Below are 17,278 nucleotides of genomic sequence, written 5' to 3' on the forward strand. Positions count from 1 at the left end.
TGATGCCAGGTGATAACATTCAGATGGTAGTTACCCTGATTGCGCCAATCGCAATGGACCAGGGTCTGCGCTTCGCTATCCGTGAAGGTGGCCGTACAGTAGGTGCTGGTGTTGTTGCTAAAGTTATCGCATAATTTTTGATGTGATTACTCTAAAAGGGCATCAACAGATGCCCTTTTTGCACGTTGTTTTATAAAGAACCTATCTCATCAATGGTTGTTTTTAATTATTGGTGAGATAGGCTCTGATGCAACGAATTGGCTATATATCTCTCAGATATGTAATGCCATACTGAATTATGGCGCCAAGTCAGATACAATCACTCAAATTTTTTGGTTCGGTCTGATTTGTTTTGCTCTTGCGAGGCAAGCTGGCTATCTATATTAAATCATAGTTACAGGTTGGTTTATGAGTGCGAATACCGATGCTCAAGGAAGCAGGCGCAGTCTTGAGGTAGTGAAATGGCTATTAGTAGCAGCTTTATTGACGGTTGCTATCGTTGGTAATTACCTTTATCGAGAGTATAGTCTTCCTCTGCGCGCGATAGCAGTTGTTGTTATGGTTGCTCTTGCGGGAGCGGCTGCGCTCTGGACTGCAAAAGGCAAAACCACGCTGGCTTTCGCTCGTGAAGCCCGCATTGAAATGCGCAAAGTCATTTGGCCAACTCGCCAGGAAGCGTTGCACACGACGTTGATTGTTGCGGCAGTCACTGCATTGATGTCTTTGATCCTCTGGGGTCTTGACGGTATCCTGGTGCGTTTAGTTTCATTTATTACAGGCCTGAGGTTCTAAATGTCAGATTCCCCAAAAAAACGTTGGTATGTCATACAGGCATTCTCCGGGTTTGAAGGTCGTGTCGCACAATCTTTACGTGAACATATCAAATTGCATGATATGGAAGATTCTTTTGGCGAAGTGATGGTGCCAACAGAGGAAGTTGTTGAGATTCGTAGCGGCCAGCGTCGCAAAAGTGAGCGTAAATTCTTCCCTGGCTATGTGCTGGTACAAATGATCATGAACGATGCAACATGGCATCTTGTTCGCAGCGTACCACGCGTCATGGGTTTTATCGGTGGTACATCTGACCGTCCGGCACCAATCAGTGATAAAGAAGTTGATGCGATTATGAATCGTTTGCAACAGGTTGGTGATAAACCACGGCCAAAAACATTGTTCGAGCCAGGCGAAATGGTTCGTGTCAGCGATGGTCCATTCGCAGACTTCAATGGTGTTGTGGAAGAAGTCGACTACGAGAAAAGCCGCCTGAAAGTATCGGTTTCTATCTTTGGTCGCGCGACACCGGTTGAGCTGGATTTCAGTCAGGTAGAGAAAGCTTAATTTTTAGCCGTATATTCTCTGGCTTGTAATAGGCGGGAAATTAACATACAATTTCGCGCCTTTTGTTTTTAGTGGCTTGGCCTTAAAAGGCGGGGCTGAAATAACAGGGGAGCCTTTTAAATAGGCGATATCACCCACATAGAGGAAATTATCAATGGCTAAGAAAGTACAAGCCTATGTCAAGCTGCAGGTTGCAGCTGGTATGGCTAACCCAAGCCCTCCAGTAGGTCCTGCTTTGGGTCAGCAAGGTGTTAACATCATGGAATTCTGTAAGGCGTTCAATGCTAAAACTGACAGCATTGAAAAAGGTCTGCCAATTCCTGTTGTGATCACTGTTTATTCTGATCGTTCTTTCACTTTCGTTACTAAAACCCCACCGGCAGCTGTTCTGCTGAAAAAAGCAGCGGGTGTTAAATCTGGTTCCGGCAAACCGAACAAAGATAAAGTTGGTAAAGTGACCAGCGCTCAGGTTCGTGAAATTGCTGAAACTAAAGCTGCGGATATGACTGGCGCTAACGTTGACGCAATGATGCGTTCAATCGAAGGTACTGCTCGTTCCATGGGCCTGGTAGTGGAGGATTAATCGATGGCTAAACTGACCAAGCGCATGCGCACAATCCGTGAAAAAGTTGATGCGACTAAACAATATGACATTAACGAAGCCATTGCTCTTCTGAAAGAATTGGCTACCGCTAAATTCGTAGAAAGCGTTGACGTTGCTGTTAACCTCGGCATTGACGCGCGTAAATCTGATCAAAACGTACGTGGTGCAACTGTATTGCCTCATGGTACTGGCCGTTCTGTTCGTGTAGCTGTATTTACCCAGGGTGCAAACGCTGAAGCCGCTAAAGCGGCTGGCGCTGAACTGGTAGGTATGGAAGACCTGGCTGAGCTGGTCAAAAAAGGCGAAATGGATTTTGACGTTGTGATTGCATCTCCAGATGCAATGCGCGTTGTTGGCCAATTAGGTCAAATCCTGGGTCCACGTGGTCTGATGCCAAACCCTAAAGTGGGTACTGTAACGCCTAACGTTGCTGAAGCTGTTCAGAACGCTAAAGCGGGTCAGGTTCGTTACCGTAACGATAAAGGCGGCATTATCCACACCACCATCGGTAAAGTTGACTTCGACGCTGACAAACTGAAAGAAAACCTGGAAGCTCTGCTGGTTGCATTGAAAAAAGCAAAACCATCTTCTGCTAAAGGTGTTTTCGTTAAGAAAATTAGCCTGTCCACTACTATGGGCGCTGGTGTAGCGATTGACCAATCTGGTCTGAGCGCTTCAGTTTAATTTAAACTGAATGTGATTATCGCTTTACCTTGGCGTCAGATTTGTCTAAAATTTGGCGCCTTATGTTTAGCTGATAGATTATTTATTAGCTAAACAAACAATTTTCGGTTGGAGCTTGGCCTAATCCAAGCCCCGTCCAAGACCGCAGGTGTAAGTGATTACTTAATATCCCTGCGTAGACGGTGACAGAGCCAAATGAAATTCATTTCTGGATTCTGCTCGCCGTGTTTTAGAGCTCAGACACCTGTGGTGTTATGAGTGATGTGAGTTCCGGGTTCTTCCCGGTTAATCCAGGAGCAAGAAGCTAATGGCACTAAATCTTCAAGACAAACAAGCGATTGTTGCTGAAGTCAGCGAAGTAGCCAAAGGCGCGCTGTCTGCGGTTGTTGCGGATTCCCGTGGCGTTACTGTAGATAAAATGACTGAACTGCGTAAAGCAGGTCGCGAAGCTGGCGTTTATATCCGTGTTGTTCGTAACACACTGATTCGCCGTGCGGTTGAAGGTACTGAATATGAGTGCCTGAAAGAAGCGTTTATTGGTCCAACCTTGATTGCTTTCTCTAATGAACATCCGGGCGCAGCTGCTCGTCTGTTCAAAGAGTTCGCGAAAGCGAATCCAGCATTCGAGATTAAAGCAGCAGCCTTTGAAGGAGAGTTTATTCCTGCGGCCAATATTGACCGTTTGGCAACACTCCCAACTTACGAAGAAGCAATCGCACGCCTGATGTCAACCATGAAAGAAGCCGTTGCAGGCAAATTGGTTCGTACATTGGCTGCGTTACGCGAGCAGAGAGAAGCAGTTTAATTGCCAATTTCCTTCGTTGCTTTTTAACGTATAAATTATTTCTGAATTTTAGGAACACTTGTTATGTCTATCACTAAAGAACAAATTCTGGACACAGTTGCAACAATGTCCGTCATGGATGTTGTTGAACTGATCACTGCAATGGAAGACAAATTCGGCGTTTCTGCTGCTGCCGCTGTAGCTGTTGCTGCTGGCGCAGTTGAAGCTGTTGAAGAAAAAACCGAGTTTGACGTTGTTCTGTCTGCTATTGGCGGTAACAAAGTTGCTGTTATCAAAGCAGTACGTGGCGCAACTGGCCTGGGTCTGAAAGAAGCAAAAGATCTGGTTGAGAGCGCTCCAAACGCTACACTGAAAGAAGGCATCAGCAAAGATGACGCTGAAGCCCTGAAAAAATCTCTGGAAGAAGCAGGCGCTTCTGTTGAGATTAAGTAAGCTCAGTTTTAAGTTAGCAGCCTGACTTTAGAGGCTGACGGCTGGTGATTTTTTGGTCACCAGCCTTTTTGCGCTGTAGGGTATTAGTAGCATTTCCACTATTTGGCTACTAGTTAACCCCAAATACTTTTTCCTATTGACGACTTAATATACTGCGTTCTCAGCTACGATCCACTCGGGTAGCTCGGTAGTAAGGTAACGCAATGAAATGATTTAAGAGTAATAGCAATGAGTATTATGGAAAATAATTCAATTTTCTGTTCGAAAAAATAGTGTCGTAAAGAGCTGTCCTTTAGGGCGGACAGAGTGGGTCACTGATCAGCGAGCTGAGGAACCCTATGGTTTACTCCTATACCGAGAAAAAACGTATTCGTAAGGATTTTGGTAAGCGTCCGCAAGTTTTGGACGTACCCTATCTCCTTTCTATCCAACTTGACTCGTTCCAGAAGTTTATCGAGCAAGATCCAGAAGGCCAGAATGGTTTAGAAGCGGCATTCCGTTCTGTATTCCCAATTCAGAGCTACAGTGGCAGTTCGGAGCTGCAATACGTTAGCTACCGTCTTGGTGAGCCTGTGTTTGATGTTAAAGAGTGCCAGATTCGTGGTGTAACTTATTCTGCACCTTTGCGGGTTAAACTGCGTCTGGTTATCTATGAACGTGAAGCACCGGAAGGCACAGTCAAAGATATTAAAGAACAAGAAGTCTACATGGGTGAAATTCCACTCATGACTGACAACGGTACTTTTGTTATCAACGGTACTGAAAGGGTTATTGTTTCCCAGTTACATCGTAGTCCTGGGGTATTCTTTGACAGCGATAAGGGTAAAACTCACTCATCTGGTAAGGTGCTGTATAACGCACGCATTATCCCCTATCGTGGTTCCTGGTTAGATTTCGAATTCGATCCAAAAGATAACCTGTTTGTGCGTATTGACCGCCGTCGTAAATTGCCGGCAACTATTATTCTGCGTGCAATGAATTACAGTACTGAAGACGTTTTGAACCTGTTCTTCAGTAAAACAGTTTTCGAAATTCGTGACAACAAACTACAGATGACTCTGGTGCCAGAGCGTCTGCGTGGTGAGACAGCTTCTTTTGATATTGAAGCAAACGGCAAAGTTTATGTTGAAAAAGGCCGTCGTATTACCGCGCGTCATATCCGCCAGTTAGAAAAAGACGAAGTGAACCGCATTGAGGTTCCTGTTGAATACATTGCGGGTAAAGTTGTTGCAAGAGACTACATTGATGTCAACACAGGTGAAATTATCTGTGCTGCTAACATGGAGCTCTCTTTAGATCTGTTGGCACGTTTGAGCCAGTCTGGTCATAAATCTATCGAAACATTGTTCACCAACGATTTAGATCACGGCGCATATATTTCTGAGACACTTCGTGTTGATCCAACCAATGATCGTTTGAGTGCTTTGGTTGAGATTTATCGCATGATGCGTCCTGGTGAGCCACCAACGCGTGAAGCGGCAGAAAATCTGTTTGAAAATCTGTTCTTCTCAGAAGATCGTTATGATCTTTCTGCGGTTGGTCGTATGAAATTCAACCGCTCATTGAGCCGTGAAGAAGTCGAAGGCTCCGGTATTCTGAGTAAAGATGACATCATTGATGTCATGAAGAAGCTCATTGATATCCGTAATGGTAAAGGTGAAGTCGACGATATTGACCACTTAGGTAACCGTCGTATCCGTTCCGTTGGTGAAATGGCAGAAAACCAGTTCCGTGTTGGTCTGGTACGTGTTGAGCGTGCAGTTAAAGAGCGTCTGTCTCTGGGTGATCTGGATACTCTGATGCCTCAGGACATGATCAACGCTAAGCCGATTTCAGCCGCAGTGAAAGAGTTCTTTGGTTCCAGCCAGCTGTCTCAGTTTATGGACCAAAACAACCCGCTTTCTGAAATCACCCACAAACGCCGTATCTCTGCGTTAGGTCCAGGTGGTTTGACTCGTGAGCGTGCGGGCTTCGAAGTACGTGACGTACATCCAACTCACTATGGCCGTGTATGTCCAATCGAAACCCCGGAAGGTCCGAACATCGGTCTGATTAACTCATTGTCTGTTTATGCACAGACTAACGAGTATGGTTTCCTTGAAACCCCATACCGTTTGGTTCGTGACGGCGTTGTAACGGATGAAATTCATTATCTGTCTGCGATTGAAGAAGGTAACTTCGTCATTGCACAGGCAAACACCGTATTAGATGATGAAGGCCATTTCGTTGAAGATCTAATAACCTGTCGTAACTATGGCGAATCCAGCTTATTCAACCGTGAACAGGTTGAATATATGGACGTTTCTACCCAGCAGGTGGTTTCCGTTGGTGCTTCTTTGATCCCATTCTTGGAACACGATGACGCAAACCGTGCATTGATGGGTGCAAACATGCAACGTCAGGCTGTTCCTACTCTGCGTGCTGATAAGCCGTTGGTAGGTACAGGTATGGAACGGGCTGTAGCCGTTGACTCAGGTGTAACTTCCGTAGCTAAACGCGGTGGTGTGGTTCAGTACGTTGATGCGTCTCGTATCGTTATCAAAGTAAACGAAGATGAAATGTATTCGGGTGAAGCAGGTATTGATATCTATAACCTGACTAAATATACCCGTTCTAACCAGAACACTTGTATTAACCAAATGCCATGCGTTTCTCTGGGTGAACCAGTAGAACGCGGTGATGTGCTGGCTGACGGCCCATCCACTGATTTGGGTGAGTTGGCGCTGGGTCAGAACATGCGCGTAGCGTTCATGCCGTGGAATGGTTATAACTTCGAGGACTCCATCTTAGTTTCTGAGCGTGTTGTTCAGGAAGATCGCTTTACAACCATTCATATTCAGGAATTGGCTTGTGTATCTCGTGATACCAAATTAGGGCCTGAAGAGATCACTGCTGACATCCCTAACGTGGGTGAAGCGGCCCTCTCCAAACTGGATGAATCCGGTATCGTTTATATCGGTGCGGAAGTTACCGGTGGTGACATTCTGGTGGGTAAAGTGACACCTAAAGGTGAAACCCAACTGACGCCAGAAGAAAAACTACTGCGTGCTATCTTCGGTGAGAAAGCGTCCGATGTTAAAGACTCTTCTCTGCGCGTACCAAATGGTGTATCCGGTACGGTTATCGACGTACAGGTATTTACCCGTGACGGTGTGGAAAAAGATAAGCGAGCTCTGGAAATTGAAGAGATGCAATTGCGTCAGGCTAAGAAAGACCTGACAGAAGAGCTGCAAATCTTTGAAGCTGGTTTGTTCGCGCGCATCCGTTCTGTACTGATTTCTGGCGGTATAGAAGCTGAGAAACTTGACAAACTCCCTCGTGAGCGTTGGTTGGAACTGGGTCTGGCTGATGAAGAGAAACAGAATCAGTTGGAACAGTTGGCTGAACAGTATGACGAACTGAAAGCTGAGTTCGAGAAAAAACTGGATGCTAAACGCCGTAAGATCACGCAAGGTGATGATCTCGCACCTGGCGTACTGAAAATCGTTAAAGTTTACCTGGCAGTTAAACGTCAGATTCAGCCTGGCGATAAGATGGCAGGTCGCCATGGTAACAAGGGTGTTATTTCCAAGATCAACCCGATCGAGGATATGCCTTACGATGAAAACGGTACTCCGGTAGATATCGTACTGAACCCACTGGGCGTACCATCACGTATGAACATTGGTCAGATCCTGGAAACTCACTTAGGCATGGCTGCGAAAGGTATTGGTGACAAGATCAACGCAATGCTGAAACAGCAGCAGGAAGTTGCCAAACTGCGTGAATTTATCCAGAAAGCTTATGACCTGGGTGATGAAACCCGTCAGAAAGTTGATCTGAACACTTTCTCTGATGAAGAAGTTCTTCGTCTGGCTGAAAACCTGAAAAAAGGTATGCCAATTGCGACACCAGTGTTTGATGGTGCGAAAGAGAAAGAAATTAAAGAACTGCTGAAATTGGGTGACTTACCAACTTCTGGTCAGATTACCCTGTTTGATGGTCGTACTGGTGAGCAATTCGAACGCCAGGTTACAGTTGGCTACATGTATATGTTGAAACTGAACCACTTGGTGGATGACAAGATGCACGCTCGTTCAACTGGTTCGTACAGCTTGGTTACTCAGCAACCGCTGGGTGGTAAGGCGCAGTTCGGTGGTCAACGCTTCGGTGAGATGGAAGTGTGGGCATTGGAAGCATATGGTGCTGCATACACCTTGCAGGAAATGCTCACCGTCAAGTCCGACGATGTTAACGGCCGTACCAAGATGTATAAAAACATCGTGGATGGCAACCACCAGATGGAACCAGGTATGCCGGAATCCTTTAACGTATTGTTGAAAGAGATCCGCTCTCTGGGTATCAACATCGAGCTGGAAGACGAGTAAATCGTATTCCCGCTGGTACTGCCCTGAATGGAGATGACGGGCAGTTTACCAGCCAGTGGTTGCACTGGTTATAGGGGGGAGTGGCATGGGCCGCTCTCCTGACAGGTCTAACTCCGACAGGAGCCATTTCGTGAAAGACTTATTGAAGTTTCTGAAAGCGCAAACTAAGACCGAAGAGTTTGATGCGATCAAAATTGCTCTGGCCTCGCCAGATATGATCCGTTCATGGTCATTCGGTGAAGTGAAAAAGCCGGAAACTATTAACTACCGTACGTTCAAACCTGAGCGTGACGGCCTTTTCTGCGCCCGTATTTTCGGACCGGTAAAAGACTATGAGTGCTTGTGTGGTAAATACAAGCGTCTGAAACACCGTGGTGTGATTTGTGAGAAGTGTGGCGTAGAAGTCACCCAGACTAAAGTTCGTCGTGAACGTATGGGGCACATCGAACTGGCTTCTCCGACTGCACACATTTGGTTCCTGAAATCATTGCCATCCCGCATCGGTTTGTTGCTGGATATGCCACTGCGTGATATTGAGCGCGTACTGTACTTCGAATCCTATGTGGTTGTAGAAGGCGGTATGACTAGCCTGGAACGTAGTCAGATCCTGACAGAAGAGCAATACCTGGATGCACTGGAAGAGTTTGGTGATGAATTTGATGCGAAGATGGGTGCAGAAGCTATCCAGTCTTTGCTGAAAAATCTCGATCTGGAAAATGAGTGTGAAACGTTGCGTGAAGAGTTAAATGAAACTAACTCTGAAACTAAACGTAAAAAACTGACCAAACGTATTAAGCTGTTGGAAGCCTTTATTCAGTCTGGTAACAAACCTGAATGGATGGTGCTGACGGTTCTGCCAGTTCTGCCACCGGATCTACGTCCATTGGTTCCACTGGATGGTGGTCGTTTTGCCACTTCGGATCTGAACGATCTGTATCGTCGTGTTATTAACCGTAACAACCGTTTGAAACGCCTGTTGGATCTGGCTGCACCAGATATCATCGTTCGTAATGAAAAACGTATGTTGCAGGAAGCGGTCGATGCTTTGCTGGATAACGGTCGTCGCGGTCGTGCAATTACTGGTTCTAACAAACGTCCTCTGAAATCCCTGGCAGATATGATCAAGGGTAAACAGGGCCGTTTCCGTCAAAACCTGTTAGGTAAACGTGTTGACTATTCCGGTCGTTCTGTCATCACCGTAGGTCCTTATCTGCGTTTGCATCAGTGTGGTCTGCCTAAAAAGATGGCACTGGAGCTGTTCAAGCCATTCATCTACGGCAAGCTGGAACTGCGTGGTTTGGCGACCACCATTAAAGCAGCCAAGAAGATGGTTGAGCGTGAAGAGGCGGTTGTCTGGGATATCTTGGATGAAGTTATTCGTGAACACCCGGTTCTGCTGAACCGTGCACCGACACTTCACCGTTTGGGTATTCAGGCATTCGAACCGGTTCTGATCGAAGGTAAAGCGATTCAGTTGCACCCATTGGTGTGTGCGGCATATAACGCCGACTTCGACGGTGACCAGATGGCTGTTCACGTACCGTTGACACTTGAAGCCCAGTTAGAAGCGCGTGCACTGATGATGTCTACCAACAACATCCTGTCTCCAGCGAGCGGTGAGCCAATCATTGTTCCATCTCAGGACGTTGTTTTGGGTCTGTACTATATGACCCGTGACTGTGTTAACGCTAAAGGCGAAGGCATGGTGCTGACTGGGCCTAAAGAAGCAGAACGCGTATATCGCGCAGGTCTGGCTTCTCTGCATGCCCGCGTCAAAGTTCGTATTACTGAAGAAGTGAAAGATGGTGAAGGCAACATCACGACCAGCACTGGTTTGGTTGATACGACCATTGGTCGAGCAATCCTGTGGATGATCGTACCGAGAGGTCTGCCTTACTCTTTGGTTAACCAACCACTGGGTAAAAAAGCTATCTCCAGAATGTTGAACACTTGCTACCGCGTGATGGGTCTGAAACCAACCGTTATCTTCGCTGACCAGATCATGTACACCGGCTTTGCCTATGCTGCACGTTCAGGGGCATCTGTTGGGATCGATGACATGGTTATCCCGGAGAAAAAAGCGGGGATCATTGCAGAAGCAGAGGCAGAGGTTGCTGAAATTCAGGAACAGTTCCAGTCTGGTTTGGTAACAGCCGGCGAACGTTATAACAAGGTTATCGATATCTGGGCCGCAGCAAACGAGCGTGTTGCTAAGGCAATGATGGAAAACCTGTCCACTGAAACAGTGATTAACCGTGACGGTGAAGAAGAACAACAAGTCTCCTTCAACAGCATCTTTATGATGGCTGACTCCGGTGCGCGTGGTTCTGCCGCTCAGATCCGTCAGTTGGCGGGTATGCGTGGCTTGATGGCTAAACCAGATGGCTCCATCATCGAAACCCCAATTACCGCGAACTTCCGTGAAGGTTTGAACGTACTCCAGTACTTCATCTCAACCCACGGTGCTCGTAAAGGGCTTGCGGATACCGCACTGAAAACGGCGAACTCTGGTTACTTGACTCGCCGTCTGGTTGACGTGGCACAGGATCTGGTTGTTACAGAAGACGACTGTGGTACTCACGAAGGTATCCTGATGACGCCGGTGATTGAAGGTGGTGATGTTAAAGAACCACTGCGTGAGCGTGTATTGGGCCGTGTGACGGCAGAAGATGTGCTGAAGCCGGGTACGGCTGACATTCTGGTCCCACGTAACACATTGCTGAACGAAAAATGGTGTGATCTGTTAGAAGAAAGCTCTGTTGACAGCATTAAAGTACGTTCTGTTGTAAGTTGTGAAACTGACTTTGGTGTTTGTGCAAACTGTTATGGTCGTGACCTTGCTCGTGGACACATCATCAATAAAGGTGAAGCTGTTGGTGTTATTGCGGCTCAGTCCATCGGTGAGCCGGGTACACAGCTGACGATGCGTACGTTCCACATCGGTGGTGCGGCATCTCGTGCCGCAGCAGAATCCAGCATTCAGGTTCGTAACAAAGGTAGTCTGAAGCTGTTTAACGCTAAATCCGTGACGAACTCGGCTGGCAAACTGGTGATTACTTCTCGTAACACAGAGCTGTGTCTGATCGACGAATTTGGCCGTACTAAAGAAAGTTATAAAGTACCTTACGGTGCGGTGCTGGGTAAGGGTGATGGCGAAGCAGTTAACGGTGGCGAAACCGTTGCTAACTGGGACCCACATACCATGCCAGTTGTCAGTGAAGTATCCGGTATCATCCGTTTCGCTGACATGGTAGATAGTCAGACCATTACCCGTCAGACTGATGAGTTGACAGGTTTGTCTTCATTGGTTGTTCTGGATAGTGCAGAGCGTACCGGTAGTGGGAAAGACTTGCGTCCGGCCTTGAAAATTGTTGATGCCAATGGTGACGATGTATTGATCCCAGGTACTGATATGCCTGCTCAATATTTCTTACCCGGCAAAGCCATTGTTCAATTGGACGATGGCGTGAGCATTTCTGCGGGTGATACGTTAGCACGTATTCCTCAGGAATCCGGCGGTACGAAAGATATTACCGGTGGTCTGCCACGCGTTGCTGACCTGTTCGAAGCACGTCGTCCGAAAGAGCCTGCCATCTTGGCTGAAGTCAGCGGTATCGTTTCCTTCGGTAAAGAAACTAAGGGCAAACGTCGTTTGGTCATTTCCCCATTAGATGGTGGTGATGCTTACGAAGAGATGATCCCTAAATGGCGTCAGTTGAACGTGTTCGAGGGTGAAGTTGTTGAACGTGGTGACGTGATCTCCGATGGTCCAGAGTCTCCACATGACATTCTGCGCCTGCGTGGTGTTCATGCGGTTACCCGTTACATCACCAACGAAGTTCAGGAAGTTTACCGTCTGCAAGGGGTTAAGATTAACGATAAACACATTGAGGTTATCGTTCGTCAGATGCTGCGTAAAGCAACCATTGAAAGTGCAGGTAGCTCCGAGTTCCTGGAAGGCGAACAGGTTGAATATGCCCGCGTTAAAGTGGCAAACCGTAAGCTGGAACAGGATGGTAAAGTCCCTGCAACTTATGGCCGTGATCTGTTGGGTATCACCAAAGCGTCTCTGGCAACTGAATCTTTCATCTCTGCGGCATCGTTCCAGGAAACAACCCGCGTACTGACTGAAGCCGCGGTTGCTGGTAAACGTGATGAACTGCGTGGCTTGAAAGAGAACGTCATCGTCGGTCGTCTGATCCCTGCGGGTACCGGTTATGCGTACCATCAGGATCGTATACGTCGTCGTCAGTTGAACGAAGCTTCTGAAGCACCACCAGTGAGTGTCGATGAGGCTACTGCGAATTTGGCAGAACTGTTGAATGCCGGTTTTGGTGGCGATAAGAAGTAATTCTTAGAACACGCTAGCTAATTAAATGCCCTCCCAAAAGGAGGGCATTTCAACTTTTTGATAATGAGCCAATTTTTCACTTGGCGCTCTGTTTTCATCGAGTTCCGTTTACAAAATGGAGCTTGTCCCGCGTTAAGAATCTCTCCTCAAATTTTTCTTTCCTAAAAAGCGTTCACTTGAAGACCTTGCTCTTCACAATCATCTGGCACGTAAAAAAGTCGATGCGGACATTTATCTTGAATATATCCGCGAGGGTTACCGGAGCGTTTGTGGCTAAACGGAAAATTCGTAGTGGGTACCGTCGGGTAACTCGATATCGAGACGCAGCTTGCTACCCGTTGCCTCAACGTAACGTTTGAGGGAAGACAGTTTCAAATCGCGGCCAAGCTTCTCCATGTCAGAAACCGTGGGTTGCTTGATACCAAGAGCCAGAGCTATTTCGCCTTGAGTCTTTTGTACCTGCTCACGAAGTTCTGCCAAATGGATGTTTAGCAACATCTCCGTTGCCGCAGCTTGTGCATTGGCAACAACTTCGGGCTTTTCGTTTGCTAATATTGGATCAAGAGTTTTTGCCATAGTGTTTATACCCGTCATCTTTCAAGCTGCCTCTTTGTTGGCTGCACTCACTCACCCCGGTCACATAGTTATCTATGCTCCCGGGGATTCGTTCCCTTGCCGTCGCGATGCAACTTGAAATCCATAGGGTATACTCCTTTTTTAGCTTTTCCAGATGTGCCGTGAACTCATGGTCAGCAATCGGAATCAACGTTTCATAAAACCGTTTCTCGTTTCCGGTTTTGTTACCGGCGCAAAGCAAAATTCCTCTCCGCTTGGGGTCGAACGCAAAAAATGCTCGGAGCGGGTCGCCTTTGCTTTGGACACGTAATTCTTTCATGTTGCTGTGGCATGAACTGTTCACAGTATCTGCGTATGGCCTGGGTAACATAGGGCCTCTTTCCCGAAGTGCTATTATTGAAGCTGTCGGTGTCATCCAAAGCATCGAACCATGCATCAAAGGTGTCTGTTGTCTCGATAGTTACATGATTACTTATTGTTCAATATAGGTCAAGTGCTATATAGATGGAAATCTATGGTCAAGAAATTTAGTCAGAAGTGATATTTCATTAAAATGCAATTTTCCTCTTGATGAAAATTTCCTTTTGGGTTAATTTTTTGCATTAGGAGGAAATTAGAGTGTTTATAGTTAAATACCATGATGAGGCTGAACAAGAAATTAAGTTTTTGCCAGCAAAAGTAGGGGTAAAACTTGTAAGGTTGATTGGAAAGCTAGAAAAAGATCCTCGCTCACTACGTGAACCGGACACAAAACATTTGGGAAATGGTCTTTACGAAATTCGAACAATGGGGGGAGATATAGCACGCGGATTATGGGTATATCAGACAGGAAAGCAAATATATATTCTGCGAGTTTATATAAAGAAAACACAAAAAATCAATCCAAGTGAGATAGCTTTAGCATTTCGCAGATTGGAGGAAATGAAACATGAAGAAATATAAGACACATTCAGAGATTCTGGCAGAAATGATGAAAGACTCTGAATTTAAAGCCGCTTACGAAGCTGAAGAACGTAAGGAAAGATTGCAAGAAACACTTGCAGAGTGGCGTAAGTTTGCTGGACTGACTCGCTCACAAGTTGCGGAAAGAATGGGGGTGACGCCGCCAACGGTGACGAAAATGGAAAATAATGTAACAAAAGCCAGTATAGAAACATTAGTGCGCTATGCGCAAGCCTGTGGTATCCAGAACCCACAAATTACGTTGTAATTTTCTGTGCTAATGGGGTTAGTGCATTACTAACCCTTTTGACTCTATTAATGAAATTCTTGTAAAAGCAAGAGGTAAAATAATCGTGTGAATTAATTCCCCACCTAGCTTGGAAAACTGAGTATGACTACACTTGATGAATTGCTTGAAAAACGCAGCCCTGAAAGCCGCCGTAGAATTGCTAAAAAAGTTGATGAAATGAAACGGGAGATAGGGCTTTATCAGATCCGCGAGGCCCGTGATGTTTCACAAACTGAGCTGGCAATTGCGCTTGGGGTCAAGCAACCGACTATTGCTAAAATAGAACAGCCTGGTAATAACCACTCCTTTGCCGCCGCAATGCATCTTGAAATCCATAGGGGATATACTGCTGATTAAGTATTTCATGAATTTGGTACCGGCAAAATCACCTTGGCTATATCAGGGATATTATTCGGTATGCAGAAACAGCTCATCGTATTTAATTCAGGAGCTGGTTAATGTGATTATTTCATTTAAAACACTACCACAGAGAATTTATGAAAGATTATTCTTTTAAACACCTATTTTCACCTTTGTTCTTGCATGATTGGGAGAAACTGCAATTCAATTTTTCAGGATAACGGATTACAGTTTATGCTCCGGTTGGATCTTTAAAATCATGATGCATGTCATAAAATACAATATTTCATGATCATATATTCGGATAATGAATATAAACTTGGGAATAAGAATCAATGAGCGAGAATATAAAATCCCGAGATAAGATAATGGAAAATTTTAAAGCCATGGGAAATGGAATAACCCTAGTCTACGAAGATATAACGGATGAAAACTATATTCTAATAAATAATTTTTATAAGCGTTATATAGGAAGCTTAGATTATTTTATTTGGAAAAGTCTGAAAGAAAAGAAATATAATATTTCTAGTGAAATAAAAGCATTTTTATCTAAAAAAAACGATATATACTTGTCAATTCTTATAACAAGAAAGTGTGAATTTAGTCTTAAATACCGACGAGTATCGATTAATATGCTTAGCGATTTTGGCGTAGATGAAAGTGTAAAATCACGAACTTTGATAATAGAAAGCGCTAAACAAACACATCGTAATGATATAGATGCGACGGTTTGTTATTCAGATACAAGAAAAATAAAATGTTATTCAAAGATTTTCGAAAAATACATGTGTAGTAGAGTGAACATTTTTGACTTTACAGAAATATTAGTAGAGGGATCTACCGAAATCGATGTAGACCTGAGTGATTTTAATGAAATAGATAATATTAATAAAATCAATTTTTTCGGTAGGGAAGTAAATAACAATTGGATTGCTTATGCAAAGCAGTGTCCTTACTACAGCGATATTAAGTTATTAGCTGTTGGGAAAGAGTTAGCAATATTAGGTTTTGATGATACTACGGTAGAGGTGATAGGTTTATCAAACACCGCTCCCGGTACAATTATATCTGTGATTGATTCTTGTCTTGCTATGAGGACAAAATGCAGAATAATCTTACCAAATCCTATTTATGCTGAACTACAAAGCAGACTGAATAAACATAGTATTATAAATAAATTTAGCATGATGATTGCCTGGCATACCGAAGAAGATTTCAATTTGCGTCATGAAGATATATTTATCAGCAGAATCGACAAACGATAAAGGGGTTTAAAATGGGATGTATTTTTTGTCACCCAGAATCTTCCTTTGAAAAAGATAAAATACTTTTACAAGGAAAATATTTTTATGCATTCGTACCTAAAGGCCAGATAATTGAGGGCTATGTAATCATTGCCACCAATAAATGTGAAACTAGTTTAGGGGGATACCGATGCTTGGCAGAAATCTATGATGAAGAAGCAATAAAAGAACTGGAACGATTTAAGAATATAATAAATGATTTTTATCGTGAATATTATAATATAAATAATCCTCTTTGCTATGAAAATGGACGAGCTGGTGGCTGTATCGTCATGGACCCAAATCAAAAATACTGTTATCACGCGCACTTATGTTGTTTCCCGACCGAGATTGATCTTCATAATAAATTAAAAAATCAATTTAAAATTCATACAATAGATTCATTGGATGAACTTAAGATGTTCGGTGAGGCTGGCCCTTATATCTACGTTGAAGATAGTGGTAATAAATATATTTTTACGATAGGTGAATCAGATTTCATTGAGAGAGGAATGATAAGAACGGTATTAGCAAATAGTTTGAATGTGCCAGAAAGATCCGATTGGAGAGTTAATGAGGGAATAAATGAAATGGATGCGACGGATAAAAAATTCAAATTATATATTAGTAACCATATGGAGGTTGGATAATGTTATATGCAGATGTAGCTTCTACCTCATGGCCAAAGTCACAAGAGGTAAAAGATATAATAAATATGTATTTAGACACTCTTGGGGTAACTCCAGAGCGATCTTTATCGCAACAATCTAAAAAGGTTACCGAGCTTATTGAAGAGTGTAGGCATGAATTAATTGAACAAACAGGGCTAAATAGTCATGGGACAGTCATTTTTAACTCAGGAGCAACATACTCACTCAACGAATGTATAAAAGGTACGCTTAAGCCGGGTGATAATGTCATTACTACCCATTTAGAACATAATTCAGTACTTAGACCTATAGAGCATTTAAAAGATATTGGGGTAAGTAGTCAATTGATCGATGTGACAGCAGGGCGCGAGCATACTTTGACTCATCTTCATCCAAAGAACACTCTTGCACGATAATCATCACTCCAGCCTGCTTTCTTGAGCTTGTTTCTCTGGCTCGGGGCGCCACAATCACATTGTTTAACCATGTTCAAGACAAGACGCCGGAATAACGCAAGATTCTCAATCGCACCATCCAGAACAATCCGTGAATCATCTTCTTTAAAAACGACATCAAGAATATAATGCTGACTATTTT

Annotated in this window: 17 protein-coding genes and 1 pseudogene; 15 read left to right on the plus strand and 3 right to left on the minus strand. The window is 44.4% G+C overall.

Annotation, left to right across the window (positions count from 1 at the left end):
* The 9 genes from EAE89_RS21300 to rpoC form a co-directional block, all read left to right on the plus strand.
* Positions 1 to 134, plus strand: a 134-nt coding sequence (locus EAE89_RS21300) for an EF-Tu C-terminal domain-related protein (RefSeq protein WP_072161849.1), incomplete at its 5' end; no start/stop codon positions are given.
* Between the two features lie 274 nt (positions 135 to 408).
* A complete protein-coding gene (secE, locus tag EAE89_RS21305; protein WP_054478100.1) occupies positions 409 to 792 on the plus strand; it encodes a preprotein translocase subunit SecE in 384 nt (127 codons plus the stop codon).
* Positions 793 to 1,338, plus strand: coding sequence for a transcription termination/antitermination protein NusG (gene nusG, locus EAE89_RS21310; protein ID WP_011144820.1), 546 nt, complete (start codon positions 793 to 795; stop codon positions 1,336 to 1,338).
* A 154-nt stretch (positions 1,339 to 1,492) separates the two neighbouring features.
* Entirely contained in the window at positions 1,493 to 1,921 is a 429-nt protein-coding gene (gene rplK / locus EAE89_RS21315; protein WP_149616809.1) for a 50S ribosomal protein L11, read from the plus strand.
* Between the two features lie 3 nt (positions 1,922 to 1,924).
* Complete coding sequence (rplA, locus tag EAE89_RS21320; protein WP_054478098.1) at positions 1,925 to 2,626, plus strand: 50S ribosomal protein L1; 702 nt, start codon at positions 1,925 to 1,927, stop codon at positions 2,624 to 2,626.
* 307 nt (positions 2,627 to 2,933) lie between these two features.
* Complete coding sequence (gene rplJ / locus EAE89_RS21325; protein WP_054478097.1) at positions 2,934 to 3,431, plus strand: 50S ribosomal protein L10; 498 nt, start codon at positions 2,934 to 2,936, stop codon at positions 3,429 to 3,431.
* A 63-nt stretch (positions 3,432 to 3,494) separates the two neighbouring features.
* Positions 3,495 to 3,863: a 50S ribosomal protein L7/L12 gene (gene rplL / locus EAE89_RS21330; RefSeq protein ID WP_054478096.1), complete on the plus strand. Its 369-nt coding sequence runs from the start codon at positions 3,495 to 3,497 to the stop codon at positions 3,861 to 3,863.
* Between the two features lie 338 nt (positions 3,864 to 4,201).
* Positions 4,202 to 8,230 carry a DNA-directed RNA polymerase subunit beta gene (gene rpoB / locus EAE89_RS21335; RefSeq protein WP_054478094.1) on the plus strand — a complete coding sequence of 1,343 codons (4,029 nt, stop codon included), beginning with the start codon at positions 4,202 to 4,204 and terminating at the stop codon, positions 8,228 to 8,230.
* A 130-nt stretch (positions 8,231 to 8,360) separates the two neighbouring features.
* Complete coding sequence (gene rpoC, locus EAE89_RS21340; protein ID WP_054478093.1) at positions 8,361 to 12,581, plus strand: DNA-directed RNA polymerase subunit beta'; 4,221 nt, start codon at positions 8,361 to 8,363, stop codon at positions 12,579 to 12,581.
* Between the two features lie 273 nt (positions 12,582 to 12,854).
* Here the strand turns inward: rpoC and EAE89_RS21345 are convergent, their stop codons facing one another.
* Positions 12,855 to 13,157: a helix-turn-helix domain-containing protein gene (locus EAE89_RS21345; protein WP_214086537.1), complete on the minus strand. Its 303-nt coding sequence runs from the start codon at positions 13,155 to 13,157 to the stop codon at positions 12,855 to 12,857.
* 133 nt (positions 13,158 to 13,290) lie between these two features.
* Positions 13,291 to 13,633: pseudogene (locus EAE89_RS23830) on the minus strand (type II toxin-antitoxin system RelE/ParE family toxin); the annotation flags it as partial.
* Positions 13,634 to 13,775: 142 nt separating this feature from the next.
* Between EAE89_RS23830 and EAE89_RS21355 the strand changes: the two are divergent.
* From EAE89_RS21355 to EAE89_RS21380, 6 genes are all read left to right on the plus strand, one after another.
* Positions 13,776 to 14,099 (plus strand): type II toxin-antitoxin system RelE/ParE family toxin, encoded by a 324-nt coding sequence (locus tag EAE89_RS21355; protein ID WP_054478089.1) that lies wholly within the window; start codon positions 13,776 to 13,778, stop codon positions 14,097 to 14,099.
* Entirely contained in the window at positions 14,086 to 14,367 is a 282-nt protein-coding gene (locus EAE89_RS21360) for a helix-turn-helix domain-containing protein (RefSeq protein ID WP_012776543.1), read from the plus strand. The genes EAE89_RS21355 and EAE89_RS21360 overlap by 14 nt, the downstream gene beginning before the upstream one ends.
* Before the next feature lie 123 nt (positions 14,368 to 14,490).
* Complete coding sequence (locus tag EAE89_RS21365; protein WP_054478085.1) at positions 14,491 to 14,745, plus strand: helix-turn-helix domain-containing protein; 255 nt, start codon at positions 14,491 to 14,493, stop codon at positions 14,743 to 14,745.
* 338 nt (positions 14,746 to 15,083) lie between these two features.
* Complete coding sequence (locus tag EAE89_RS21370) at positions 15,084 to 16,013, plus strand: hypothetical protein (protein ID WP_235525432.1); 930 nt, start codon at positions 15,084 to 15,086, stop codon at positions 16,011 to 16,013.
* Between the two features lie 11 nt (positions 16,014 to 16,024).
* Positions 16,025 to 16,681, plus strand: a complete 657-nt coding sequence (locus EAE89_RS21375; protein ID WP_214086536.1) for an HIT family protein — start codon at positions 16,025 to 16,027, stop codon at positions 16,679 to 16,681.
* The gene (locus EAE89_RS21380) at positions 16,681 to 17,097 is read left to right on the plus strand and encodes an aminotransferase class V-fold PLP-dependent enzyme (RefSeq protein WP_244866684.1); all 417 of its coding nucleotides are present in this window, start codon (positions 16,681 to 16,683) and stop codon (positions 17,095 to 17,097) included. The genes EAE89_RS21375 and EAE89_RS21380 overlap by 1 nt, the downstream gene beginning before the upstream one ends.
* Here EAE89_RS21380 and EAE89_RS21385 read toward each other — a convergent pair.
* The coding region (locus tag EAE89_RS21385) for a transposase (protein WP_422615499.1) at positions 17,070 to 17,278 on the minus strand (209 nt) is incomplete at its 5' end. The genes EAE89_RS21380 and EAE89_RS21385 overlap by 28 nt on opposite strands.

Origin of the sequence: Photorhabdus heterorhabditis (assembly GCF_018448905.1) — a bacterium.
In the GTDB taxonomy this organism is placed as follows: Bacteria; Pseudomonadota; Gammaproteobacteria; order Enterobacterales; family Enterobacteriaceae; genus Photorhabdus; species Photorhabdus heterorhabditis.

What these genes read in the sequence shown, in the direction of transcription:
- secE (WP_054478100.1), top strand. Translation starts at nt 409, where the DNA reads ATGAGTGCGAATACCGATGCTCAAGGAAGCAGGCGCAGTCTTGAGGTA.
- nusG (WP_011144820.1), top strand. Translation starts at nt 793, where the DNA reads ATGTCAGATTCCCCAAAAAAACGTTGGTATGTCATACAGGCATTCTCC.
- rplK (WP_149616809.1), top strand. Translation starts at nt 1,493, where the DNA reads ATGGCTAAGAAAGTACAAGCCTATGTCAAGCTGCAGGTTGCAGCTGGT.
- rplA (WP_054478098.1), top strand. Translation starts at nt 1,925, where the DNA reads ATGGCTAAACTGACCAAGCGCATGCGCACAATCCGTGAAAAAGTTGAT.
- rplJ (WP_054478097.1), top strand. Translation starts at nt 2,934, where the DNA reads ATGGCACTAAATCTTCAAGACAAACAAGCGATTGTTGCTGAAGTCAGC.
- rplL (WP_054478096.1), top strand. Translation starts at nt 3,495, where the DNA reads ATGTCTATCACTAAAGAACAAATTCTGGACACAGTTGCAACAATGTCC.
- rpoB (WP_054478094.1), top strand. Translation starts at nt 4,202, where the DNA reads ATGGTTTACTCCTATACCGAGAAAAAACGTATTCGTAAGGATTTTGGT.
- EAE89_RS21345 (WP_214086537.1), bottom strand. Translation starts at nt 13,157, where the DNA reads ATGGCAAAAACTCTTGATCCAATATTAGCAAACGAAAAGCCCGAAGTT.
- EAE89_RS21360 (WP_012776543.1), top strand. Translation starts at nt 14,086, where the DNA reads ATGAAGAAATATAAGACACATTCAGAGATTCTGGCAGAAATGATGAAA.
- EAE89_RS21365 (WP_054478085.1), top strand. Translation starts at nt 14,491, where the DNA reads ATGACTACACTTGATGAATTGCTTGAAAAACGCAGCCCTGAAAGCCGC.
- EAE89_RS21370 (WP_235525432.1), top strand. Translation starts at nt 15,084, where the DNA reads ATGAGCGAGAATATAAAATCCCGAGATAAGATAATGGAAAATTTTAAA.
- EAE89_RS21375 (WP_214086536.1), top strand. Translation starts at nt 16,025, where the DNA reads ATGGGATGTATTTTTTGTCACCCAGAATCTTCCTTTGAAAAAGATAAA.
- EAE89_RS21380 (WP_244866684.1), top strand. Translation starts at nt 16,681, where the DNA reads ATGTTATATGCAGATGTAGCTTCTACCTCATGGCCAAAGTCACAAGAG.